Annotated in this window: 20 protein-coding genes; 7 read left to right on the top strand and 13 right to left on the bottom strand. The window is 63.7% G+C overall.

Features of this window, described 5'->3' with window-relative positions; genetic code table 11:
- Position 1: 1 nt before the first annotated feature.
- The 5 genes from OKW20_RS18125 to OKW20_RS18105 form a co-directional block, all read right to left on the bottom strand.
- Positions 2-859 (bottom strand): carbohydrate ABC transporter permease, encoded by an 858-nt coding sequence (locus tag OKW20_RS18125; RefSeq protein WP_034792198.1) that lies wholly within the window; start codon positions 857-859, stop codon positions 2-4.
- 11 nt (positions 860-870) lie between these two features.
- Positions 871-1794 (bottom strand): carbohydrate ABC transporter permease, encoded by a 924-nt coding sequence (locus tag OKW20_RS18120; protein ID WP_043615736.1) that lies wholly within the window; start codon positions 1792-1794, stop codon positions 871-873.
- A 232-nt stretch (positions 1795-2026) separates the two neighbouring features.
- On the bottom strand, positions 2027-3469 hold the full coding sequence (locus tag OKW20_RS18115) for an extracellular solute-binding protein (protein ID WP_043615733.1): 1443 nt from the start codon (positions 3467-3469) through the stop codon (positions 2027-2029).
- 116 nt (positions 3470-3585) lie between these two features.
- Complete coding sequence (locus OKW20_RS18110; RefSeq protein ID WP_043615966.1) at positions 3586-4551, bottom strand: sugar-binding transcriptional regulator; 966 nt, start codon at positions 4549-4551, stop codon at positions 3586-3588.
- A 277-nt stretch (positions 4552-4828) separates the two neighbouring features.
- Positions 4829-5572 (bottom strand): helix-turn-helix transcriptional regulator, encoded by a 744-nt coding sequence (locus OKW20_RS18105; RefSeq protein WP_429174538.1) that lies wholly within the window; start codon positions 5570-5572, stop codon positions 4829-4831.
- A gap of 245 nt (positions 5573-5817) precedes the next feature.
- Here OKW20_RS18105 and OKW20_RS18100 point away from each other — a divergent pair, with 245 nt between their 5' ends.
- The 6 genes from OKW20_RS18100 to OKW20_RS18075 all read left to right on the top strand — a co-directional run bounded on the left by OKW20_RS18100 (position 5818) and on the right by OKW20_RS18075 (position 11388).
- Positions 5818-6900, top strand: a complete 1083-nt coding sequence (locus tag OKW20_RS18100) for an ABC transporter ATP-binding protein (RefSeq protein ID WP_429173974.1) — start codon at positions 5818-5820, stop codon at positions 6898-6900.
- 69 nt (positions 6901-6969) lie between these two features.
- A complete protein-coding gene (locus tag OKW20_RS18095) occupies positions 6970-8130 on the top strand; it encodes a polyamine ABC transporter substrate-binding protein (RefSeq protein ID WP_429173972.1) in 1161 nt (386 codons plus the stop codon).
- Between the two features lie 300 nt (positions 8131-8430).
- Positions 8431-9297: an ABC transporter permease gene (locus tag OKW20_RS18090; RefSeq protein WP_113540374.1), complete on the top strand. Its 867-nt coding sequence runs from the start codon at positions 8431-8433 to the stop codon at positions 9295-9297.
- Positions 9297-10115, top strand: a complete 819-nt coding sequence (locus OKW20_RS18085) for an ABC transporter permease (protein WP_429113155.1) — start codon at positions 9297-9299, stop codon at positions 10113-10115. The genes OKW20_RS18090 and OKW20_RS18085 overlap by 1 nt, the downstream gene beginning before the upstream one ends.
- Positions 10116-10119: 4 nt before the next feature.
- On the top strand, positions 10120-10881 hold the full coding sequence (locus OKW20_RS18080; RefSeq protein WP_429173970.1) for an SDR family NAD(P)-dependent oxidoreductase: 762 nt from the start codon (positions 10120-10122) through the stop codon (positions 10879-10881).
- Positions 10882-11010: 129 nt separating this feature from the next.
- Positions 11011-11388 carry a hypothetical protein gene (locus tag OKW20_RS18075; protein ID WP_429173968.1) on the top strand — a complete coding sequence of 126 codons (378 nt, stop codon included), beginning with the start codon at positions 11011-11013 and terminating at the stop codon, positions 11386-11388.
- A gap of 15 nt (positions 11389-11403) precedes the next feature.
- Here the strand turns inward: OKW20_RS18075 and OKW20_RS18070 are convergent, their stop codons facing one another.
- Both OKW20_RS18070 and OKW20_RS18065 read right to left on the bottom strand, forming a co-directional pair.
- Positions 11404-12210 (bottom strand): class I SAM-dependent methyltransferase, encoded by an 807-nt coding sequence (locus tag OKW20_RS18070; protein WP_429173966.1) that lies wholly within the window; start codon positions 12208-12210, stop codon positions 11404-11406.
- A 165-nt stretch (positions 12211-12375) separates the two neighbouring features.
- Positions 12376-14004, bottom strand: coding sequence for a winged helix-turn-helix domain-containing tetratricopeptide repeat protein (locus OKW20_RS18065; RefSeq protein WP_429173965.1), 1629 nt, complete (start codon positions 14002-14004; stop codon positions 12376-12378).
- A gap of 71 nt (positions 14005-14075) precedes the next feature.
- Here OKW20_RS18065 and OKW20_RS18060 point away from each other — a divergent pair, with 71 nt between their 5' ends.
- Positions 14076-14519, top strand: a complete 444-nt coding sequence (locus tag OKW20_RS18060) for a cupin domain-containing protein (RefSeq protein ID WP_275020014.1) — start codon at positions 14076-14078, stop codon at positions 14517-14519.
- Positions 14520-14555: 36 nt separating this feature from the next.
- Here OKW20_RS18060 and OKW20_RS18055 read toward each other — a convergent pair whose 3' ends face one another.
- The 6 genes from OKW20_RS18055 to OKW20_RS18030 all read right to left on the bottom strand — a co-directional run bounded on the left by OKW20_RS18055 (position 14556) and on the right by OKW20_RS18030 (position 22211).
- Entirely contained in the window at positions 14556-16214 is a 1659-nt protein-coding gene (locus OKW20_RS18055) for a urocanate hydratase (RefSeq protein WP_429173963.1), read from the bottom strand.
- Positions 16215-16504: 290 nt separating this feature from the next.
- Entirely contained in the window at positions 16505-16834 is a 330-nt protein-coding gene (locus OKW20_RS18050; RefSeq protein WP_429173961.1) for a TfoX/Sxy family protein, read from the bottom strand.
- Between the two features lie 11 nt (positions 16835-16845).
- The gene (locus OKW20_RS18045) at positions 16846-17940 is read right to left on the bottom strand and encodes a DUF917 domain-containing protein (RefSeq protein WP_429173959.1); all 1095 of its coding nucleotides are present in this window, start codon (positions 17938-17940) and stop codon (positions 16846-16848) included.
- Position 17941: 1 nt separating this feature from the next.
- On the bottom strand, positions 17942-19222 hold the full coding sequence (locus OKW20_RS18040) for a Zn-dependent hydrolase (RefSeq protein WP_429173958.1): 1281 nt from the start codon (positions 19220-19222) through the stop codon (positions 17942-17944).
- Between the two features lie 64 nt (positions 19223-19286).
- Positions 19287-20654 (bottom strand): dihydroorotase, encoded by a 1368-nt coding sequence (locus tag OKW20_RS18035; protein ID WP_429173956.1) that lies wholly within the window; start codon positions 20652-20654, stop codon positions 19287-19289.
- Positions 20655-20672: 18 nt separating this feature from the next.
- Positions 20673-22211, bottom strand: coding sequence for an aromatic amino acid lyase (locus tag OKW20_RS18030; protein WP_402320618.1), 1539 nt, complete (start codon positions 22209-22211; stop codon positions 20673-20675).
- Between the last annotated feature and the right edge of the window lie 90 nt (positions 22212-22301).

Here is a 22301-nt window from a genome sequence, read left to right as displayed (position 1 = left end):
GTTACCCTTTCACCGCGCCGAGCGACAGGCCTTCGACGAGGTAGCGCTGGGCGTAGAGTGCAAGTGCGAGCGTCGGCGTGACCGAGAGCACGATGGCCGCCGCGATCTGCCCGTATTGGATGCCCGAGGAGGTGACGAAGGCAAGCGCGCCGACGGTCACCGGCTGCTTATCGGCAGATGCCAGCACCAGCGCGAAGACGAAGTTGTTCCAGGCGAAGATGAAGGCGAGCAGACCGGCAGCGGCGATGCCCGGTCCGGCAAGCGGCAGGGCGATCTTGCGGAAGGTCGCAAACCAGGAATGGCCGGCGATGCGATAGGCATATTCGACGTCGGCCGAGATGTCCTCGAAGTAGCCGCGCACGATCCAGAGGATCAGCGGCAGGCAGATCAGCTGGTAGACCCAGATAAGTCCGAAGTAGGTGTTCGAAAGCCCGAGCCACTGGAAATACTGGGTCAGCGGCAGGAGCACCAGGAGCGGCGGCGCGAAGCGGAAGGAGAGCAGCGTGAACGCGATGTCTTCCGACCCTTTGAACTTGTGACGGGCAAAGGCGTAGGCCGCGGGCACACCGAGCACGAGCGCCACGGCAACGGAGGCGACCGACAGGAAGATCGAGTTGCCGAGATTGCGCATGAAGGCGATGTCGAGCGTGCCGGCCGCCGTCTGCAGCTTGCCGGTGATCAGCGCTGCGTAGTTCGACAAGGTCGGCGAGAACACGACGGACGGCGGGATCGCGAGAATCGTCTCGTTCGTCTGGAACGACATCAGAAAGATCCAGAAGATCGGGAACATGAAGAAGACGACGACGAGCGTGAGGGCGAGACCGCGTAAGGTCCGTTCGAGCGGAGACATGGTTTCCATTGGTCCCTCCTTTACGCTTCGCCGCGTGCGCGTTCGCGCAGCCGCAGCCAGTTTTTGATGAAGACGTTGGACAGCGTGTAGGTGATCGCCCACAGGATGATCAGCAGCGCTGCCGAGCGGCCGACATTGGTCGACTGGAAGAAGTTGAGATAGGCCTCGACCTGGAAGACGGTGAGCGTGTTGCCGGGGCCGCCTTGTGTCATGGCGTAGATGATGTCGAACTGCTGGATACTGTCGAGCAACCGGAACAGCGTCGCCGTCAGGATGTAGGGTGTGAGCATCGGCAGGGTGATGCGGAAGAAGACGAAGCTGCGCGGAACGCCATCGAGTGCCGCCGCCTCGAAGGGCTGGGTCGGCAGCGAGCGCAGGCCCGCGAGCAGCAGGATCATGATGAAGGGCGTATAGACCCAGATGTCGACCAGCACGACGGTCAGCAGCGCGGTATCCGGCGAGGATGCCCAGCGGAAATCATGCAGCCCGATCAGGCTTGCGAGATAGCTGAGGATGCCGAAGCTCGGATTGGTCATCAGCTTCCACATCAAGGCGGCGAGCGCCGGTGCGATCATCAGCGGCAGAAGCAGCATGATCGAGATGAAGTTGTTGACCGTCGAGCGCCGCTGCAGGAGCAGCGCGATGCCGAGGCCGAGCAGTAGTTCCAGCGTCACGGTGAGGCCGGCATAGAGCAGCGACACCTTGAGCGTGTTCCAGAAGGCCGGATCGGTGAAGAAGTTGAGGTAGTTTTCCCCCCAGTTGAATTGGCGCGCCCAGGGCTGGCTCAGCCGATAGCGCTGGAAGGAATAGATGACCGCCGTGAAGAACGGGATGAGGATGCCGATGCAGACGAGAAGCGCCGGCAGGCTCAGCACATAGGGAAGCATCTTCCTGCTGATCCTGAAACCGGACGCTGGTCTCTTGAGGGTTTCTGTTGAAGCCATGTCGAGCTCCGTTCCTGACGTCTTTAAAGAGCACGCGGCACGCGGCAGCCTTCGGGCGTCGCGCCAGTTCCTCGGCATCTCAGGTTGATTTCGATGCGGCCTCAAATAGGTCGCAACAGGCCGGCTCGGCCGGCATCGCGGGATGCCCGGCGCCACCGGAGCGCCGTGCGTTCAGACGAACGCACGAAGGACGCTCTGGCACTCTGGCGCCGGGCATCGCTTGGGAGGCCTATCAGCCGAGACCCGCCTCTTGGAGCTGGCGGTTGATGCTTTCGACGAGCTGGTCGAGACCTTCATCGACGGGCACTTGCTTGGCGACCATCTTCTGCAGCGTCGATGCCCATTCGGTTGTGACGTCGAAGAACAGCGGCTGCGGCGTGAACTTGATGGAAGCGCCGGCGGCCGAGGCGTCGAACATTTCGACATAACCCGGATACTTGCCGTTCAGCTTCTCGCGGAACATCTCGTCCTTCCAGATCGACTGGCGAACCGGATCGACGAAGTCCATCTTGGTGGCGCCGAACAGCGCATGCTCCGGACCGGAAGCCCATTGCAGGAAGTACCAGGTGGCGTCCTTGTCCTTGGAGAAGTTGGACATGGCAAGCGACCAGATCCAGATGTTCGGCGTCGAGGCGGTGGCTTCCGGGTTGGCGGCAAAGGCGGCATAGCCGAGCTTGCCGGCCATCTTGTTGTCGCCGCCGTTCATGAAGTAGCCGAGGCAATCGGCGTCGAAGATCATCGCCGAGGCGCCGGCGCCAAGGTCGGTGCCGACCTGGTACCAGGTATAGGTCGACCAGTCCTTCGGGCCGCTTTCCTGGATCATCTGCACGAACTTGGCGTGATAGGCCTTGGATTCCGCCGTGCCCATCGCTGCCGACAGCTTGCCGTCGGCCGAGACGTTCAGGTCCTTCTGGTTGAAGTTGGCGTAACCCGACAGGAAGCCCGGATGGATCGTCGCCCAGGAGCGCGAACCGCGAACGCCGATGCCGTAGATGCCGCCGATGTCCTTCTGCAGCTTGGCCGCAACCGTGATCATGTCGTCGAGGTTCTTCGGCAGCTCGACGCCGGCCTTGTCGAACATCTCGCGGTTATAGGTGATGTTGTTCTGCTCGAACGCCCACGGAATGCACCACTGCTTGGCGTCTTCCGAACCGAGCGCCCCGCCCGGCTGGCCGTTCCAGGCGCAGGAGTTCTTCACGCCCGCCAGGAAATCGTCCCAGTTGTAGTTGGGGTTGGTCTTGGCCGGGTCCTTGATCCATTCGTTGAGGTCGGCGATCCAGCCGGCAGGACCATAGGTCCAGGTCATGTAGGCGCCGGTCATGAAGGCATCGTATTCGGCCGAGCCCGACGACAGCGCCGCCGTCACCTTGTCGAAATAGACGTCTTCCGGGAACACGTCATAGGTCACGTCGATGCCCGTCAGGTCCTTGAAGGCCTGCAGGTTGGCGATCATCGCATCGGCGTAAGGGTGCTTGTTCAGAAGCAGCTTCAGCTTCTTGCCGGAGTGTGCTTTCCAGTCGAAATCGGCGGCGAGCGCCTGCGTCGACATCATGTTGAACAACGTGCCGGCCGTGCCGGCTGCCAGGCCTGCAGCCCCCAATCCCTTGAGCATGCCGCGGCGGTCCACCTCCCCACGCAGGAATGCGCTGATGAGGTCCTTCTCCTTCTCGTACATTCGTCTTCTCCTCCGTTGCGGGTATGATTGCGACTGCCGGCTACCCCACCGGTATTCCTCCCGTTAAGACCGCGGGCAGATCCTCCCTGCCCTCATGGTCCTGATGTGTCAGCGCCTCATGCGCCGTCGGCGGCCAGCGCCCTCGCAGTCCTCTCGTCGGTAATGAGACCGCTCAAATGCCCGCTGGCGAGCACCGCCCGGATGGCCGGAACCTTGATCTTGCCGCCGGCCACAGCGACCGTGCGGCGGTTCTTCAGGTCCTCGCGGCTGAGCGTAAACGTGCGGTCGGAAAGCGTTGTTTCGACCGGCTTGCCGTCGCGGTCGAAGAAGTGGCCGAGCAACTCTCCCATCGCCCCGCCCTTCTGGATGTCCTCGATTTCGCTCGTCTCGATCATGCCGGTCGAGACCAGCGACGCCTCGCGCTCGACGGTGCCGATACCGACCATCAGGAGATCGGCGGTCTTGGCGAGATCGAAGACCTCGCGCACGCCGCGCTGGCTGAAGAGCACGTCGCGATCCTCGATCGTGTTGGCGAAGAACGGCACCGGCATGACATAGGCCTCGGCGCCCGTACGCTCGGCGAGCCGGTGGATCACGTCGTGCGGGTTGGCTGAGAACTTGCGGGTGAGCCCGCCGAGCAGTGAGACGAAGCGGGTGTTGCCGCTTCCGATCCGTGGCAGGTATTCGACACAGGCGGCGAGTGTGCGGCCGTGGCCGACGCCGACCAGCGCGGTCTCGCCGCGCTCGATCTCGCGCTTCAGGAACTGCGCACCGGAAATGCCGAGCGCCTTCAAAGGCAGTTCGTCAGAGTCAAAGTCCGGCACGACCTCGCAATAGTCGAGGCCAAAGCGGGCCGAAAGCGCTTGCTCGAGTTCGACGCATTCGGAGACTTCACCGTCGATATAGACCTTCACCAGCCCTTCCTGGTTGGCCTTCATGATCAGCCGGTGGGCTTTCAGCGAGGTCAGCCCCAGACGCTTGGCGACCTCCGCCTGGGTCAGGCCGCCGGCATAGTGCAGCCACGCCGCCCGCGTCGCCATGCTGGTCTCGTCGTCCCGAATGCCTGTCCCGCCGATCGTCATCGTTTCCACCCGGCTCTTGTTGCGCTGCATGATATTTTTTGCACCGCGTGATATTTTTATCCGCTAATGAAAGAAATTTCATGGCGTGAAAAAAATGTCAATAGCGCCTGACAAATGAGCGATCACGTTTGTGCAGACACGGTTGAGCGGTCGCGGCGGCTGCACGCAATGGCAGCGGCCCTCGGCAGGCAACGGAGATCGGGAGTTTCCTGAAAACTGGGAAAGGCGCCGCTCGACAGACGATCAACCGACCGTCGGCGGTGCACGGGTCGCCGGATTATTGGCCGAGGTTTCTCAGATAGAGCGACAGCAATTGCGTCTGCGAGGAAATGCCGAGCTTGCGGTAGACGTTGCGGCGATGAACCTTCACCGTGCCGGTGGAGATGCCGAGCCTCAGACCGATCGATTCTGACGAATGACCCTGCAGCACCAGCTCGATGATCGAGGCTTCGCGGTCCGTCAGATTGAGATGTTGCCAGACGCCGTCGGCCGGCGGGTGTGTCGCCTTGCGTTTGTTGCGCCCGGTTTTCGCCAGCGCCGCATCGAAGCGGCGGCCGAGATCGGCCCAATGATGGCGCACCAGGCCGGAGACCAGCGGCTCCACCTTTTTCAGAAGCGCAAACTCAGCAGTGCTGAAGGTCCCCGTTGCCTCGCGCCGCATCAGCGAAAGCACGACGGTGATCTGCTCGTCCACGGGCACGAAGAAACCGACCTCTTCGGCAAGCCCCGTCTGCACGTAGTAAGTGCGGTAGTATTCCGAGGAGAAGAACCGGTCGGGCGCCAGCTCCCGCATCCGCCAGACGCCGGGCTCACTCTTGATCGCCGCGTGGTAGAACGGGTCGAGCAGATACGGCCCCGCCTGGTAGAGGCTGACGAAGAGCACGTGATCCCTGGCGTTAAAGGTGCTGTAGAGATCGATCGGCCGTTCCTTGCCGCGATAGGCAAAGACGACAACGTAGTCGAAGGTCATCAGCTTTGACATCAGCCGCCGATAGGTGGAGCCGACGGTCTCGTCGTCCATTGCCGCACCCGCCACCAGCGGCGCCATGACCTGAAAAAGTCCTTCGAGATCGACGCTCAAACCGCCCTCCCGGCCGGTGTTTCCTGCTCTGGGGTATACTCCTCACACAGAGCAATCCGCCTTGAAATACCTCTCTCGGGGTATATACCGGCAAGGCATGTGGTGACTAGGCTGCGTGTCAATGACGGTGGAGTGCCGGGATACGAGATCCTGGCGACATCCGAAAACAACCGCAGGGAACAGACGTGACATCCGCTTCGACGAACGACATCGAGTTCCGTTCGGTCGCCAAACGTTATGGCGCCGTGACGGCCGTTTCCGACATCAATCTCGAGGTGCCGCGCGGCGCCTTCATGGCGCTTCTCGGGCCGTCGGGCTGCGGCAAGACCACCTGCCTGCGCATGATCGGCGGCTTCGAGCAGCCGAGCGAAGGCACCGTCTTCATCAGCGGCGAGCCGATGAACGGCGTTGCCGCCTACCGCCGCCCGGTCAACATGGTGTTCCAGCACTATGCGCTATTCCCCCATCTCGACGTCGAAGCCAACGTCTCCTACGGCCTGAGGCAGATGCGCCCGCGCATCGCCAGCGCCGAGATCGCCCGCCGCGCCCAGGAGGCGCTGGAAATGGTGCGGCTCGGCGGCTTCGGCAAACGCCGCATCCACGAAATGTCCGGCGGCCAGCAGCAGCGCGTCGCGCTCGCCCGCGCCATCGTCAACAAGCCGAAGGTGCTTCTGCTCGACGAACCGCTGGCAGCCCTCGACAAGAAGCTGCGCACCGCCATGCAGATCGAGTTGCAGACGCTGCAGCGCGAACTCGGCATTACCTTCGTGCTCGTCACCCACGACCAGGAAGAAGCGCTGTCGATGAGCGATTTCGTCTGCGTCATGAATGCCGGCCGCATCGTCCAGGTCGGCCCGCCGCAGGAAATCTACGACCGACCCGCAAGCCTCTTCGTCGCCGATTTCGTCGGCAAGACCAACCGCATCGATGCGACCGTCGACGGCGCATCTTCGCTCGTCCTTGCCAACGGCGCCCGGTTTTCCGCCCCTGCGGTCAACGGCACCAAGGGCGCGGCAACGGTGGCGCTGCGGCCCGAGGCGATCCGCCTGACGCGCAACGGTGCCGTCAGCACGTCTGCACTGGCCGGCACGGTCACGCACCGGATCTTCCTGGGCTCAGCGGTCGAATATTCCGTCGCGGTCGATGGGCTCGGCGATTTCCTGGTCACCGCCGACCGCCGCACGCTCGGCGACAGCGAACTCGTCGAACCCGGCGAAAAGGTCGGCCTCGCCTTCGATCCGAACGCGCTTCACGTCTTTCCGGCCTGACATCGCCCGGCTTCTAAAGCCGGTTCTGCCGCCTACGCATGAACGTCAAACGATAAAGGGAACAGCGTCATGAGCAAATGGTACAGAGAAAATGCCCCCATCACCGCCGACCAGCTCGCGGACGAATTGATGCGCCTGAAGCGCGGCTCGGTCACCCGCCGCCATTTCCTCGGCGTCACCGGCCTCGGTCTTGCAACCGCCGTGCTCGCCCGCCAGCCGGGCCTCTTCAATTCCACCGCCTTTGCCGGCGATCTCGGCACGCAGATGTCGATCGCCACCTGGCCGAACTACCATGACCCGGCGACCTTCGAGGCCTTCCAGGCGGCGACCGGCGTTGCCGTCGAGGTCAACGTCTTCGGCTCCAACGAAGAGATGCTCGCCAAGCTCCAGGCCGGCGGCACCGGCTGGGACCTCTTCGTTCCGACCAACTACACGATCTCGACCTATGTGAAGCTCGGCCTCATCGACGAGCTCGATATGTCAAAGCTTCCGAACTACGACGCCGCGACCGAGACCGCCCGTTTCACCAACGAAGGCACTGTCGACGGCAAGACCTATGCCGTGCCGAAGAACTGGGGCACGACCGGCATTGCGGTCAATTCGGCGAAGATCAAGAAGCCGGTCACCAGCTGGAAGGAATTCTTCGAGATCGCCATGACCGACGGCGACGGCCGCGCCATGGTGCACGACTACCAGCTCACCACCATCGGCAACGCGCTGGTGTCGCTCGGCTACTCCTTCAACTCGATCAAGCCGGAAGAACTCGCCAAGGCCGAGGAACTGCTGATCAAGGTCAAGCCGCATCTCTACGCCATCAACAGCGACTACCAGCCGTCCATGCGCGCGACCGATGCCTGGATGACCATGTGCTGGACCAATGACGGCGCACAGCTCAACCGCGACATGCCGGAAATCCTGTTCACGCTCGGCAAGGACGGCGGCGAGATCTGGTCGGATTTCTACGCAATCCCGAAGAGTGCGGCCAACAAGGCGGCCGGCTATGCCCTGCTCAACTACCTGATGGCGCCGGAAAACGCCATGAAGGAGCACATCGCCAACGGTGCGCCGACCACAGACAGCCGCGTCCTGAAGCTGCTGCCCGTCGACGTCACCTCCAACAAGATCGTCTATCCGGACGAGGCATCGCTAACGCCGCTCGAATTCGGCGCCGCCGTGACCCTCACCGACCCCGGCCGCGCCGAACTGATGGCGCGCTTCAAGTCGGCTTGATGGGAACGTGACTGCACAATGCTGAGAGACGCGCCCTTTGGTGGGACGCCTCTCATCTAGGCGAAGAAAAAGTGCCCCTCATCCGCCTGCCGGCACCTTCTCCCCGTTTGGACGGGGAGAAGGGACAAGCGGCGAGCTCCCTGCTTCCTCGCTTCTGTCGGGAGAGAGGGATCGAGCGGGCGCCACAGCTCCCCTTCGCCCCGCCTGCGGGGAGAAGGTGCCGGCAGGCGGATGAGGGGCTTCCCTCGCCGCGCACCCAGCAGCCCGAAAAAACGACTGAAACCAAACGGATACCATTTCATGACCGCGGCGACGAACACGAAGAGAAACCTGGTGACGGCGGCGCTGGTGGCGCCGGCCGCGGCCTGGTTGATGATCTTCCTCGTGCTGCCCTTCATCGCCATGCTGGTCTTCGCCTTTGGCGAGCGCGCACCGGAAGGCGGCTATCAGGCGGCCTTCACCTTTGCACAATTTGCCAATCTGCCGACGCGAGCGGCGGCCTTCTGGAACACGCTGATCCTGGCGCCGATCGGCGCGCTTGCCTGCCTGCTGATCGCCTATCCGGTCGCCTACTACCTCGCGGTCAAGGCAAACCCGCGCTACCGGCTGATCCTCGTGTCGCTCGTCGTCGTGCCCTTCTGGACCAGCCTGCTCGTTCGCACCTATGCCTGGATGTACATCCTCGGCTCGCGCGGCATCCCGAACCTGCTTTCGATGATCGGCATCGAGGACGTGAGGATGCTGAACACGCCGGGTGCCGTGCTCCTCGGCATCGTCTACGGCTACCTGCCGCTGATGATCATGCCGATCTATGTGAGCCTCGAAAAACTCGATCGCCGCCTGCTCGAAGCCTCCGCCGACCTCGGCGGGAGGCCGGTCTCGACCTTCTTCGGCGTCACCCTGCCCTTGTCGCTGCCGGGCGTCATGACCGGCGTCGCACTGGTGACCATCCTGCTGCTTGGCGAATACCTGATCCCGCAGCTCTTGGGCGGCGGCAAGGTCTTCTTCATCGGCAATGCGCTGGTCGATCTCTTCCTGCAATCGCGAAACTGGCCCTTCGGCTCGGCGATCGCCGTCACGCTGGTTGCCGTCGTCGTGGTGATCCTGATGGTGGCGATGCGCATCGCTTTCCGCGTCGCCGGCACAAGACAGGTGGATCTCGTCTGATGCGCGCTTTCATCTCCTCCGTTTACCTCTTCCTCTACGCCCCGATCGCGCTCGTCGTGCTCTTCTCCTTCAACGCCGGGCGCAACGCCAGCGAGTTCACCGGCTTTTCGACCGCCTGGTACGGCAAGGCGCTTGGCAACACCTTCCTGGTCTCGGCCCTGCAGAACAGCCTGCTGATCGCCTTTACCAGCGCCACGCTCGCCGCGATCTTCGGCACCATGGCAGCCCTTGGCATGGAGCGGCTGGCGCCGCGCAACCGCGCGATCTTCGATGCGCTCTTTGCGGCCGCCATCGTCGTGCCCGGGGTCGTCATCGGCATTGCGACGCTGGTGGCGCTCGTCGCCGTCTTCTCCTTCGTCAACCCGGCGCTCGCCACCATCTGGCCGGGCGAACAGCCGCCGCAGCTCGGCCTCGGTTACGGCTCGATCATCGCCGCCCACGGGCTGTTCTCGATGGCGCTGGTGACGATGATCGTGAAGGCCCGCATCGCCAGCCTCGGCCGCGATATCGTCGAGGCATCGAGCGATCTTTACGCAACGCCGCTCACCACATTCCGGCTGATCGTGCTGCCGCAGATCCTGCCGTCGATCCTTGCGGGCTTCCTCTTGGCCTTCACCTTCTCCTTCGACGATTTCATCATCGCCTTCTTCGTCGCGGGCTCGAAGACCACGTTGCCGATCTACGTCTTCGCCTCGATCCGCCGCGGCGTGACGCCCGAGATCAACGCGATCGCGACGCTGGTGCTCGTCGCCTCGCTGCTTCTGATCCTGACCGCCCGCATCCTGATGCGGGAAAAGAAAACGAAATCCGGGGAGTGAAACCATGATCCTGAAAGAGCGGGTCGCGATCGTGACCGGAGCGGGCTCCGGGATCGGTCAGGCGGGTGCGGCCATCATGGCGCGCGAAGGCGCCCATGTCGTCGTCGTCGACCGCAGCCTTGCGGCAGCCGCGACCGCCGTCGAGGCGATCGCCGCCAAGGGCGGCAGCGCCGAGGCGCTGGCGATCGACGTGACGGACGACACGGCGCTTTCCGATGGCATTGCCGATATCCTCTATCGCCACGGCCGCATCGACATCCTGCACAATCATGCCGGCGCCCAGGTTGCGGGTGATCTCGAAGAGGTCGAGGTCGCGGGTTTCGATCGCTCGTGGAACCTCAATGTCCGCGCCCATTTCATGGCCGCACGCCTCGTCATGCCGTCGATGCGGGCCGCCGGCCGCGGCGTCATCGTCAACACCTCCTCATCTTCGGGCGTGCTCTACGACCGCGAGATGATCGCCTATACGACGACGAAACACGCCGTCATCGCCATGACCAAGCAGATGGCCGGCGACTACGCCCGCCACGGCATCCGCGTCAACGCCCTCTGCCCCGGCTGGGTGGACACCCCCTTCAACGAGCCGTTCATCGCGCAAATGGGCGGCCGCGGCGCAATCGAATCCTATATCCGCGAGAAGGTACCGCTCGGCCGCTGGGCGAGCGTCGACGAGATCGCCGAGTCGATCCTCTTCCTCGTCTCCGACCGCTCCTCCTACATGACCGGCCAGATCCTGGTGGTGGATGGCGGCGAGACGGTGGTGTGACTGCCGGGCGCTGAGGACATTATGAAGGGCGGACTGGGCATACTTGCGATTGATTGACGGCGAGATCGGCACTATCAGGTTGGGCCGAAGGCGGTGGACGCGGCGCTATCGCGATGACAAGGACCCGACATGAAGACACTGTGCCTCTCGCTTGTGATCGCTGCCGGCAGCGCCAGTGGTATTCTTGCTCAGGACATAGATTACCCGCGCCGGAAACTTCCTGAGGACCAGTTCTTGTCATATCTGGGAACCGCTGCGGTCGCTGCTGCCGCCTGCCCAGGTTTGGCTGCCAATGAACAGTTTGCAAACGGATACGTGCGCGCGACTGGCGTGGCGCCTGAGTTTCATCGCGCCTTCGGCGACTCAATGGACAAGGCCCAGGAAAATGCAAAGCGCGACCTCAACGGATTCTGCGGTGCCGCGCGCACTTTGCTGTCCTTGCAGAGCAGAGTGGCCGCCGTCCCGCTGCTCGTCGATAGCTCCGATAAGCCGGCCAGGCAGAAGTGACGAACCGCTGCTCCATCACGCCCCCGGAACCACGCCCCGGCACGCCCAGGCGACCGCCGCAAAAGACCGCGGCCCATCGGGCTGACCCGCCTGGTAGGCGGCCTTGACCGCCGCATCGAGCTTCGCCCGCAATCCCGCGTCCAACGAGCCCACATATTTGCCCAAGGGTCCCTCGCCGGCTGAGATCGGCTGCCAGAAATCATCGAAAGACAGATAGTCCATGCGGATCGTCAGCGACGTCTGCTCGACGTTTGCAAGCCCATGTGCGGCAAAACTCTGCATCATCTCACCCGGCCGCATCATCGGCTGAAAACAATAGCGACTGCGCACCTGCTCGGCATTGGCGTCAAGCATCGCCGCCACATCGAGCACCATGCGCATGCCCGGCATGCCGCCGAAGTGATCCCAGACAGCGGCGGCAACAACGCCACCCGGCCGCACGACACGGCGCATCTCGGCGACCGCCTTTCCCGATTCCGGCACGAAGTGCAGCACCAGCAGCGCCATCGCCCGGTCGAAGGATGCATCGGCAAAGGGCAGCGCGCAGGCATCGGCCTGCTGGACTTCGATCCGCGGATCGCTGTTCGCCTTGATCGTCGCCTCGACGAAGACGGGCGAGAAGTCGATCGCGGTAATCTCGCTGATATCGGCTGCATGCGGCAGCGCAAAGGTGAGGCTGCCCGTGCCGCAGCCGACGTCCAGCACCCGCTCACCGTCGGCAACACCCGCAAAGTCGATGAATGGCGGCGCAAGCTGCCGGCTCCACCGACCCATCAACTGTTCGTAGCCGGCAGCACTCTGCACATTGAAGCTCGATGTCATGATCGCCTCCGGGCAGTGAGGCGTGCATTGTAACGTGCGGCAGGCGCGACACCAAGACACCGGCTCACCGCTCGAGCGCCATCAGCAGCATTGGTGGAAGGTACGGTCGCCAGATCGCCTGCGTGAGCGGGCTTGATTTTTGAGAATGGCAAAGCAGCAAGGAAGTCAGGAAGGTTGAGGCGTCTGAAGCAAGTTGCTCGGGATTTGTTGCAACAATTCCGCCAATCGTTTCTGCCAATGCGGATTGCGCTGTCTTAGCGGCTCTAGAGCGTCGCCTGACACGTTCTCCAATTCGCTCATCAACGCGCGCGATGATCGAGCCTCTGCAAGACGCCCGGCAGCCGCATAACAGCAGGCCAGCGTTTCTTGGACCGGCCGCCATCCGGGGCGCACCTTTTGGGCCTTCACGGCAGCAGCGAGCGCGTTTGTTCCATCGCCTGCAAACAGGTGGGCGAGCGCCAGAAAATTCAGCCAGACGAAGTTCTGCGGGTCATTGGCGTTCAACATGAGACCGTGTTCAAGCGACGCTATGGCACCGGACGCGTTCCCCCTGAACAGCTCCGCCATTCCCAGGACAAGATGGCCAAGGGCGAAACTCGGGCTGATCTCGATCGCCCTTTCGGCGGCAAGGACCGCCTGGTCGGGCGCATGCGCATACGCGCTGCAGATTGCCAGCGCATAGTGTGTGTACGGGTTCTTTTCGTCGAGCCGAACGGCCGCCAGGGCAGCGTCCAAACCCTCCCTGATGTCCTTGGAAGGATACTCGCTCCATCCATAGGCGACGATGCCTGCGCTCACGCGACCAAGCCAGAGATGCGCTTCGGCAAGCTCGGGATCAAGCCGACGCGCCTCCCTGAATAGCTCTCGCGCCATTAAGTGGGTCTGCTGGCCAACCTGGTGAAAATACCAGGTCCCCTGCCGCACGATCTCCCATGCCGTCAAATTTCCCGTGTGCCGCGACGCCGCAGGGAGTGACGCCGTCTTCAGCAGTTCTGGTTCAATCGCGCCTGCAACTCTCTCTGCGATGGCGTCTTGAACTGCGAATGCCTCTTCCATTTTCAGGTCGTACCGTTCGGCCCATACCTGGCTGGCCGAGGTGGTCTCGACCAGTTGCGTGGAGACCCGAAGACGGCCGCCGGAGCGGCGCACGCTTCCTTCGAGCACGTAATCGACATCCAGGTCTCGGCCCACCTGCTTGGCACTCACCGACTTGTGCTTGTAGACGAAACTTGAATTGCGCCCGATGACTCGAAACCACCGAAATCTCGTGAGCGCGGTGATCACATCTTCGGTGATGCCATCGACCAGATACGACTGTTGCTTGTCACTGCTCAGATTTGCAAACGGTAGAACCACGATCGATGGTCTGCCCGGGTTCGCGGGCGAACCTGGCAGTGCCGGCGACGCATCAGCGGCAACCGGATGCAGGCTATTCACCCGGGCGGCAAAACGATACCCCGCACGCGGCACGGTGGCGATCCATTCGTTACCCTCCGGTTGAGGGCCCAGCATCTTGCGCAAGGCAGCGATCTGAACCGAGAGATTGCTCTCCTCGACGACAGCCGCGGGCCAGGCTGCTTCCATCAGCGCGGACTTGCTCACGACCTGCATCGACGCTCGCACCAGCGCGTGCAACAGCAACAAGCCCTTATGGCCAATCGCGACACGCCGCCCTTTACACGTCAGTGCGCCGCGCTGCATGTCGAGGATGAATGTCCCGAACGCGAACAGTTGCGGCTCGACGCTATCGGCCACGACGTCTTCGGAAGAATTCGGAACTTTTCGCCCTCCCATTCAGGACTCCAGCCGGTCTTCTTGCGATCCTTTGCGTAGGTCGACCAGACTACCACAGAGGAGACCGAAACATGACGATTTCAGAAGAACGGACCGACGCGCGTCCAGGCTTCTCGCGGGGCAAGGCCCTCGTATCCAAAGGGGACGCCGGTTACCAAGCTGAACAGGGGCCCGATTACCTGCCCGGCATTAGTGCAGAGTCAGTTGGCTCTACCGCACTGTGGCTCGGTATCGCTACGATCCCGCCTGGAAAGCGCACCAAGGCGCATGTGCATGAGCGCCACGAAACTGCCTTCTACATGTTGAGCGGTGAAGAGCTGGAACTATGGAGTGGCGATCAACTCCAGCACCGGGATGTGATGCACCCAGGAGACTATCTGTACATCCCCGCCAACGTGTTGCACGTGGCCGTCAATCGAGCTGCCCAACCAGCGGTATTTGTCGGGGCGCGCAACGAGCCAACCGCGCAGGAGAGCGTTGTTCTTTATCCTGAAATGGATTCCCGAGTGCCGTGACAGGTGTGAGACTGCTTAGGGCAAATCCACAGGTCCTTACACCTTCACATGCCCGATGCCCTTGGCGGCGATCTCCTCAAAGCTCTCGTCGTAGCCGGCATCGGCATAGCGGATGACGCCAAGCGAGGTGTCGTTGGTGAGCGCATAGTCGAGGCGCTCGTCGGCCCCGACCGTGCCGTCGGCAACAACCGTCACGCCGCAGCTGGTCATGTAGCCGGCATAGCCGCCGCCGCCGGAATGCACGACGACAAGGTCGGCCATCGAGGAGCAGAGCAGCATCGCGTCGAGCAGAGGCCAGTCGGCAATCGCGTCCGACCCGTCCTTCATCCGCTCGGTCATGATGTTCGGATGCGCCATGGCGCCGGCATCGAGATGGTCGCGGGAGAACGCGATCGGGCCTTTGAGTTCGCCGGACGCCACCAGTTCGTTGACGCGCCGCGCGAGCGCCGTGCGTTCGCCGTGGCCGAGCCAGGCGATGCGGGCCGGCAGGCCCTCGAAGGGAATATGCTGGCGCGCCAGCCTGATCCAGTTGGTGACGATGCGGTTGTGCGGAAACATGTCGAGCAGCAGATCGTCGATCCGGGCGATGTCGCTCTCCTCGCCGGAAAGCGCCATCCAGCGGAAGGGGCCGATGGCGCGGGCAAAGAGCGGACGCAGATAGGCCTCGGTGAAGATCGGGATGTCGAAGGCATTGGCAACGCCGCCCTCGCGCGCCTGGGTGCGGATCAGGTTGCCGTTGTCGAAGACTTCGGCACCCTTCTGCTGAAAGTCGAGCATCGCCTTGACGTGCTCGACGATCGAGGCGCGGCTCGCCGCCATCAATTGCCCCTGTCCGTCGTCGCGCAGCGACTTCACCTGGTCGAGGCTCATGCCCTTCGGCACGTAGCCGTAGACAAGGTCATGCGCCGAGGTCTGGTCGGTCACGACGTCAGGCACGATGCCGCGCCGGGCTATCTCCGGATAGATCTCCGCAGCATTGCCAACGAGGCCGACGGAAAGCGCCCGTTTATCCTTCACGGCCGCATCGATCATCGCAAGTGCTGCATCGAGATCGGGCGCAATCTCCTGCAGATAGCCGATCTCGCGCCGCTTCTTTGCCCGTTCGGCATCGATGTCGACGCAGAGGATGGCAGCGCCCGCCATGCGACCGGCAAGCGGCTGCGCGCCGCCCATGCCCCCGAGGCCGGCGGTCAGCACGAAGCGGCCGGAGAGATCGCCGCCGAAGCGGCGCTCGGCGATACGCATGAAGATCTCGTAGGTACCCTGGATCACGCCCTGGCTGCCGATATATTGCCAGGCGCCGGCGGTCAGGCCGCCCCAGCAGATCAGCCCTTTTCGCTGCAAATCATAGAACACCTCGGCCTTCGCCCATTGGCCGACGATGTTGCAATTGGCCATGATGACCAGCGGCGCCTTGGCGTGAGTCTTGAGCAGGCCCACAGGCTTGCCCGACTGGATGACGAGCGTCTGGTCCTCGTCCATTTCGGTGAGCGCCTTGACGATGGCGCGATGCGCCGGCCAGTTGCGCGCCGCCTTGCCGAGTGCTGCATAGACGACGAGATTGTCCGGATCCTCGCCGACCGAAAGCACGTTTTCCAAGAGCCGCAACAGCGCTTCCTGCCGCCAGCCTTTGGCGCGCAGTTCCGGCCCGCCGGGAATGGGAAAACCAGGATGACGGGGATTGGCCTTGGGCATGGTGTCGTTCCTCTTTGTTGTGTCGGCGGAAGGAGCAAATGCCCCGCTCATTCGCTTATGGCGCGTGGCGATTGCCCCTCACCCTAGCCCTCTCCCCGCGCGCGGGGAGAGGGAACACCGTTGTGATTGCCGCCTGGGTCACATCCGAACACTTGGCGAAGCGCGTAACCTTGCGGCAAACGCAATTGGCTCAATGCTCGCCAAACCCATCGTGGAGGCTGGTGGCCACATCCCCTCTCCCCGCAAGCGGGGAGAGGGCTAGGGTGAGGGGCAATTCCACCCACCAACTCTCACTTCGGCGGCAACGTCTCGACGAACGCTAGCGCCCCATCCAGCAACCGCCGACGCAGCGCATCGTCACCATAGGCATCCGCCCCGGCGCGCACCCAGCCATGCATCGACCGCCCGTTCATCGCCATCAGCTCGATATCAGGCAGCGCGAGCGCCCAGCCGTCATTGCCCTTGCCGAGCCGGACGAGCAGCGAACCCTCGCGCGCGCCGAGCAGCAGGTTTCCGTGAAGCAGATAGGCCCAGCCACCGAACATCGCCTTTTCCGAGAGCCCGGCACGGTCGCCGAGCTCTTCGCGGGTCAACTCTTCCAGTCCGGCATCGCGCGCCATGACGTTGCCCCTCAGTTGCCTGCAAGCGCGTAGCGGGCAAGCTCGATGCCCATCGCCTTTTCGACCGATGGATAGACCGTCGGGTCGAGCACGCTGGAGGACAGCGGGATCACCGTCTTCGGCACATGCAGCACAAAGATCCTCATGCCCACTTGCAGCTGGCCGACGCTCAAAGGCTCGCCCTCCGGCGACAGCGTGGTGATGACGTCGGGGAAGGTCGCAAGCCGCGTGCCTTCCGCAGAGTCAACCGCCATATACTCGTTCATCACGTGCAATACCGTTGAGTCAGCGCCCTTCCCCAGCGTCACCGTGCCGATATCGAAGGCTTCCTTGGTATAGACGACGGATTTGTCGGTGATCGTGCCCTCGGCGAGGATCGCGCCGTTGGTCGTCTTGACGATGGCATCGATCACCGCGCTGCCGCCCTTCGCTTCCGCCGAAATGATCGCCTCGCCGAGCGCCAGCGCCAGTGAAATACCGCCCAGCGCCGCATTGGCTTTCACATAGGATGCCCTGACCGGATTGCGGCAGGACGCAATGAAGCCACCGGACATGTCGGAGGCGGTACGCAAAACCGGCGAGACCTTGGCCGTGGCGCCGCGCACCACCAGCTCGATGTAGCGGTTCTCCTCGCGGTTTCCCCCGACCGCTGTCTGGATCATCGGCTCGGGCGAACCGGCAAGGCCGATCGAGCCCATGTCGCCGGTCGGATGCGCCCTGATATCACCGACTGCGTCCACCACCTTGGTGCCGAGGATCGCCGAGGGCAGCCAGCCGTTGAGCGTCGAGGACTTGCCGTTCTGGCCGATGATCAGGCCGGAGAGCTTTTCGCCAAGCGCTTCCTGCAGAAGCTGCACGGCCTTGACGTAGTCGACGCCGCGCATCTCCCAGGGCGTGGTCGAGGCCGGCGCGCCGATCGCCGCCGCCGTCGCCACCCAGTCCTGCGCATCGAGTTCGTCGATCGACACCAGCTCGGGCTTGCCGATCGACACCGCGGCATAGCCGAGCATGCGGCCATGATCAGCCCAGCCGCCGCCGCCGGCGGCATAGACGGAACCGCCCTTGACCGCCGCCTCGACGTCCTTTTCCTTCAGTATCCGGCCCATCTCACACCTTCTCCTGCAATTTCTTGTCGAGCCTCTTCACCGCATCGAAGAGAACGGCGGCACCAAGCGCAATATCGTCGTTTTCGGCCCACTCCTCCGGCGCATGCGAACGTCCGCCGAGGCAGGGAATAAAGATCATCGCCGACCGGGTGATGCGCCCCATCCAGGCGGTGTCATGACCGGCACCGGAGGCCATGCGCCGATGCTTGGCGCCGATCGCGTCGCAGCTTTCTTCCAGCGTCGAAAGCAACAGCGGATCGCCCGGCGTCGGGTGGTTGTCGGAGATCACATTGGCGGGCGGGATGGTCACGCCCGATGCCTCGGCGACACCCTGGCAAAGGGAGCCGAGCGTTGCCAGGAACCGCTCCATCTGCGGCCGCAGCTCGGCACGCGCATCGATCAGCAACCGAACGCGAGACGGCACCACATTGGCCGCGTTCGGCTCGATCGAGAATTCACCGACCGTCGCGGTGAAATGCCCGTCGCCATGAGAAAATTCCGTCGCCAGCCGCTCGATCTCCAGCACCAGATGCGAGGCGGCGACCAGCGCATCGCGCCGGTGCCCCATCGGCGTCGTGCCGGCATGGTCCGCCTGGCCCTCGACGATGATCTCGATGCGGGTGATGCCCGAAATGGCGGTAACCACCCCGACATCGAGCCGCCCAGTCTCCAGTATGGGCCCCTGTTCAATGTGCAGTTCGAGGAAAGCCTTGATGTCGGAGCGCTTCGAGCCCGCGAGCCGCGACGGATCACCGCCGACCTCGACGATGCCTTGCCTGAGGCTCAGATCACCTTGCGTGCGGCTGAGCCACCCATCCGGCAGCACGCCCGCCATGCCGCGGCTGCCGACACAGGAGACCCCGAAGATCGACACTTCCTCCGCCAGGAAATCGACGATCTCCAGATCGTGGTCGAGCTCAATGCCGTTGTCGGCAAGCGCGCGGGCCACTTCGAGCGCCGCCGCGACGCCGGCGATGCCGTCGAAGCGGCCGCCATCGGGCACCGTGTCCGAGTGCGAGCCGAGCAGGATGGTGCCGAGCGCCGACTTTTTACCCTTGCGCCGACCGATCAGGTTGCCTGCGGCGTCGATCCGAGTTTCAAGCCCGGCGGCGCGAAAGCGCCGGTCGAGAAAGGCCCGGCCTTCGAGAAACAGCGGCGTGAAGGCGCGGCGGGTATAGGGCCGGTCCGGTTCGGTGATCCCGGCGAGACCGTTGACGATGCCGGCAATGCGGCCGGCATTGACGGGCAGATTGGCCGGAACTTTGTGGGCGGTCTTGCTCATCACATTTCCTAAATCTCGATGCCGGATGCGGGCGGAAGCCGCACACACTTTTCCGTATCCCGCTCTACAGAGCCAAAGTGGCGAGCGGCCGGACAAACTGTCCCGCGCCCGGCTCGGCCAACACCTGGCGACCATCGAAGGCAGGCCTGCCCCGCAGATAGGTCGCAGAAACCCGCCAGGGCAGTCGGATGCCGTTATAGGGCGACCAGCCGACAACGTTGTGACCGCTTGCCGCCGCATCATAGACATAGGGCTCCGGCGTCATGACGATGATATCCGCATCCTTGCCCGCTTCGAGCGCGCCCTTCTGATGGTCGAGGCGGAAATGCCGGGCCGGGTTCAGCGTCATCAGCTTCGCCGCCCGCGTCAGCGGGATGCCGCGTTCCAGCGCGCCCTTGACGAAGAGCGGCACCATGACTTCGAGCCCCGGCACGCCGGACGCATTGGCCAGCATGTCCGGATTGGTCTTGCGATCCTCCGACCAGCTGACGTGATCGGTCGAGACCATCGTTACCGTGCCGTCGGCCACATGCCGCCAGAGCTTTTCCACCTCGGCGCGCGGCCGGATCGGCGGGTTGATCTTGGCCTTGGCGCCGAGACGGCGAACATCGTTCTCCTCGTCGAGCGTCAGATAGTGGATGCAGCACTCGATCGTCGCCCTGTAGCCCTGGGCGCGGTAGGCGGCGGCAATCTCATAACCGCGCCCGAGCGAACAGTGCACCACATGCGCCGGGCAGCCGGTGGCGGCCCCCGTCTCGTAGATCTGGTTGGTCGCAAGCAGCTCCGTCAGCGGCGGGCGCGACAGCCCGTGGGCGCGGTAGTCGGTGATACCGGCTGCCTTGACCTTGTCGATCGCCGCGCGCACCGCCTCGTCGTCCTCGTTGTGCACGCCGGCAGCAAGCCCCGTCGGCGCGATGGCGCGGAAGCAGTCTTCGAGCAAAGCTGCCGGAATGCGGGGGAAGCGTTTGGGATCGGTCCCGAAGGTCGAGAACTTGAAGGCAGCGACACCGCCCTCCACCATTTCGAGAATGCGCGCCGGTCCCTCCTCCGGATCGATAGTGCCATAGAGCGCGAAATCGACGCGCGCCTGCAGACCCGCATGGTCGATCTTGCGGCGAAGGGCCTCGGCCGAGCAGACGAGATTGCCCTCGTCATAGGGCATGTCGACGATGGTGGTGACGCCGCCGGCGGCTGCCGAACGGGTCGACCAGATGAAATCTTCCTGGTTCTTCTGCGACAGCGAATGCACTTGCGCATCGACAGCGCCCGGCAGGATTAGCGCGTTGCCGAGATCATGCCGCTCGCGCGCCGCCGGTGCCGTACCCTGCCCGACATGCACCACCTTGCCGTCGCGAACCGCCACATGGCCGCCCTCGACGATCCTTTCGGGGAGAACAACTGTACCTTTCAGAACGAGATCGAAATCGGACATGCTGCTCTCCCAATCGGATTATTTGTCGAGCGCGAAGAAGTCGTCGAACTCCGGCATCGGCGCGGAGGCGACGAAGGAGCGCAGGAGATCATGGCAGGTGAAGGCAGCCTGCAGCGCCTCGATCTCCTTCGAGAGCGGCCGGTCCTTCAGATAGATCGCACTGACGGAGCGGGTCTGGTCGTAGGCGCGCTTGACGATCCCCTGCGGCTGGTCGCCGACGAGGTCGATCGCCTGCGCCGAAAGCATCGCCTCGATCGCCGCCAGTTGGCGCAGGTCCCGCACCTGCGTTTCCATGCGCTCGACGATCAGCGGCAGGAAGGTCGCCTCCTCCTCAAGGCCACCCGCCACCACGATCGACTGCGCCGAGAGCGGCACGGCGAGCGACTGCACGCGCATATAGAGTTCGACCGCCAGCTTCATCAGCGGCCCGAGCCCGGTTGCGACCTCGCCCGGCGCCACCAGATTGACGGAGAGATTGCGGCGGCCGCCGTTCGCAAGAAGGATGCAGCGGTTCAAGACGTTGCGCGCCGCATGCGAAAAGGCGATCTGCGCCGCCTCGATATAAAGCGTCGTCGTCAGCGGCAGCGAAGCGCCGGAGGAATGGACCTGCCCGCCGATGACAACAGGGTTGTCGTCGGAGAGATAGGTCTGCTCCACCAGCCGGCCGGCCGCAACCAGCAGCGTATCGACCACCGCGCCGAACACCTGGGCGGTCATGCGCAGGCTCAAGGGATCGTGGATCGCCGTCGGCACCGGCCAGTCGGAGATGCCGGATTGGCCATAGAGCCAGGAGCCGACCACCGCCTCGCCGCGGGTCGAGAGTGTCGCCGCCACCCGCCAGGGATCGGCAGACGCCCCGAGCGCTTGCGACGACATGACCCCGGTGACGAGCAGCACGCGGATGGCCGAAGCCGCTTCGCGCAGCACATTGGCGGCAGCCGAAAAGGCGATGGCATTGACGCTGAGGGCTGCCAGCGCATCACGCGGCTGCATCACGAAGGGCTCCAGGCTCGCTTCGGCAAGCGCCGTCTCGGCCGAGACGAGCCGCCCCTGGTAATAGGCCTCGCCGACGCCCGTCAGCACCGAGGCGATCTGGCCCATCAGGCCGATATCGGCGCAGCCCATCGATCCGTGGCGACGCACCGCCGGAATAATATCGTGTTCGCTGAGGGCCAGAAACGCCCGGATCAGGTCCGGGCTGCAGCCGGTATGGCCTCGCATGGCGGTGTTGACGCGGATGGCGATCGCCATGCGCACGATCGCCGGCGCAAAGAACTCGCCGGTACCGAAGTGATGGGCGCGCACCAGCGAGTTGTTGAACTCGGCAAGATCGTCGGCCGTCCACAGCCGATCCTTCATCGAGCCGACGCCGGTGTTGGAGCCGTAGACCGGCAGTCCCATCGCGATGCGGTCGGCGATCACCTTGTGGGCGGCCGCCACCCGCTCCATGCCGCCGCCATCCGCCACCAGCCGCACCCGCCCCGCCCCGATATCCTCGAGCGTCGCGAAATCCAGCGGTTTTCCGCAGAGAACGATGGTCTTGACCTGGTGCAGCATGCCGATACGGATCCTCCCGCGCATGGCCGCCTATGCTTTCGATGGGGTGCGCGGATGCTCTGATGTCTCGCAACCGACGCTCGAAAATGC

The sequence above is a fragment of the Ensifer sp. LBL genome (assembly GCF_050435225.1).
GTDB lineage: Bacteria > Pseudomonadota > Alphaproteobacteria > Rhizobiales > Rhizobiaceae > Ensifer.
Note: the sequence above shows the minus strand (reverse complement) of the source record. Positions and strands in the feature narration are given on the sequence as shown.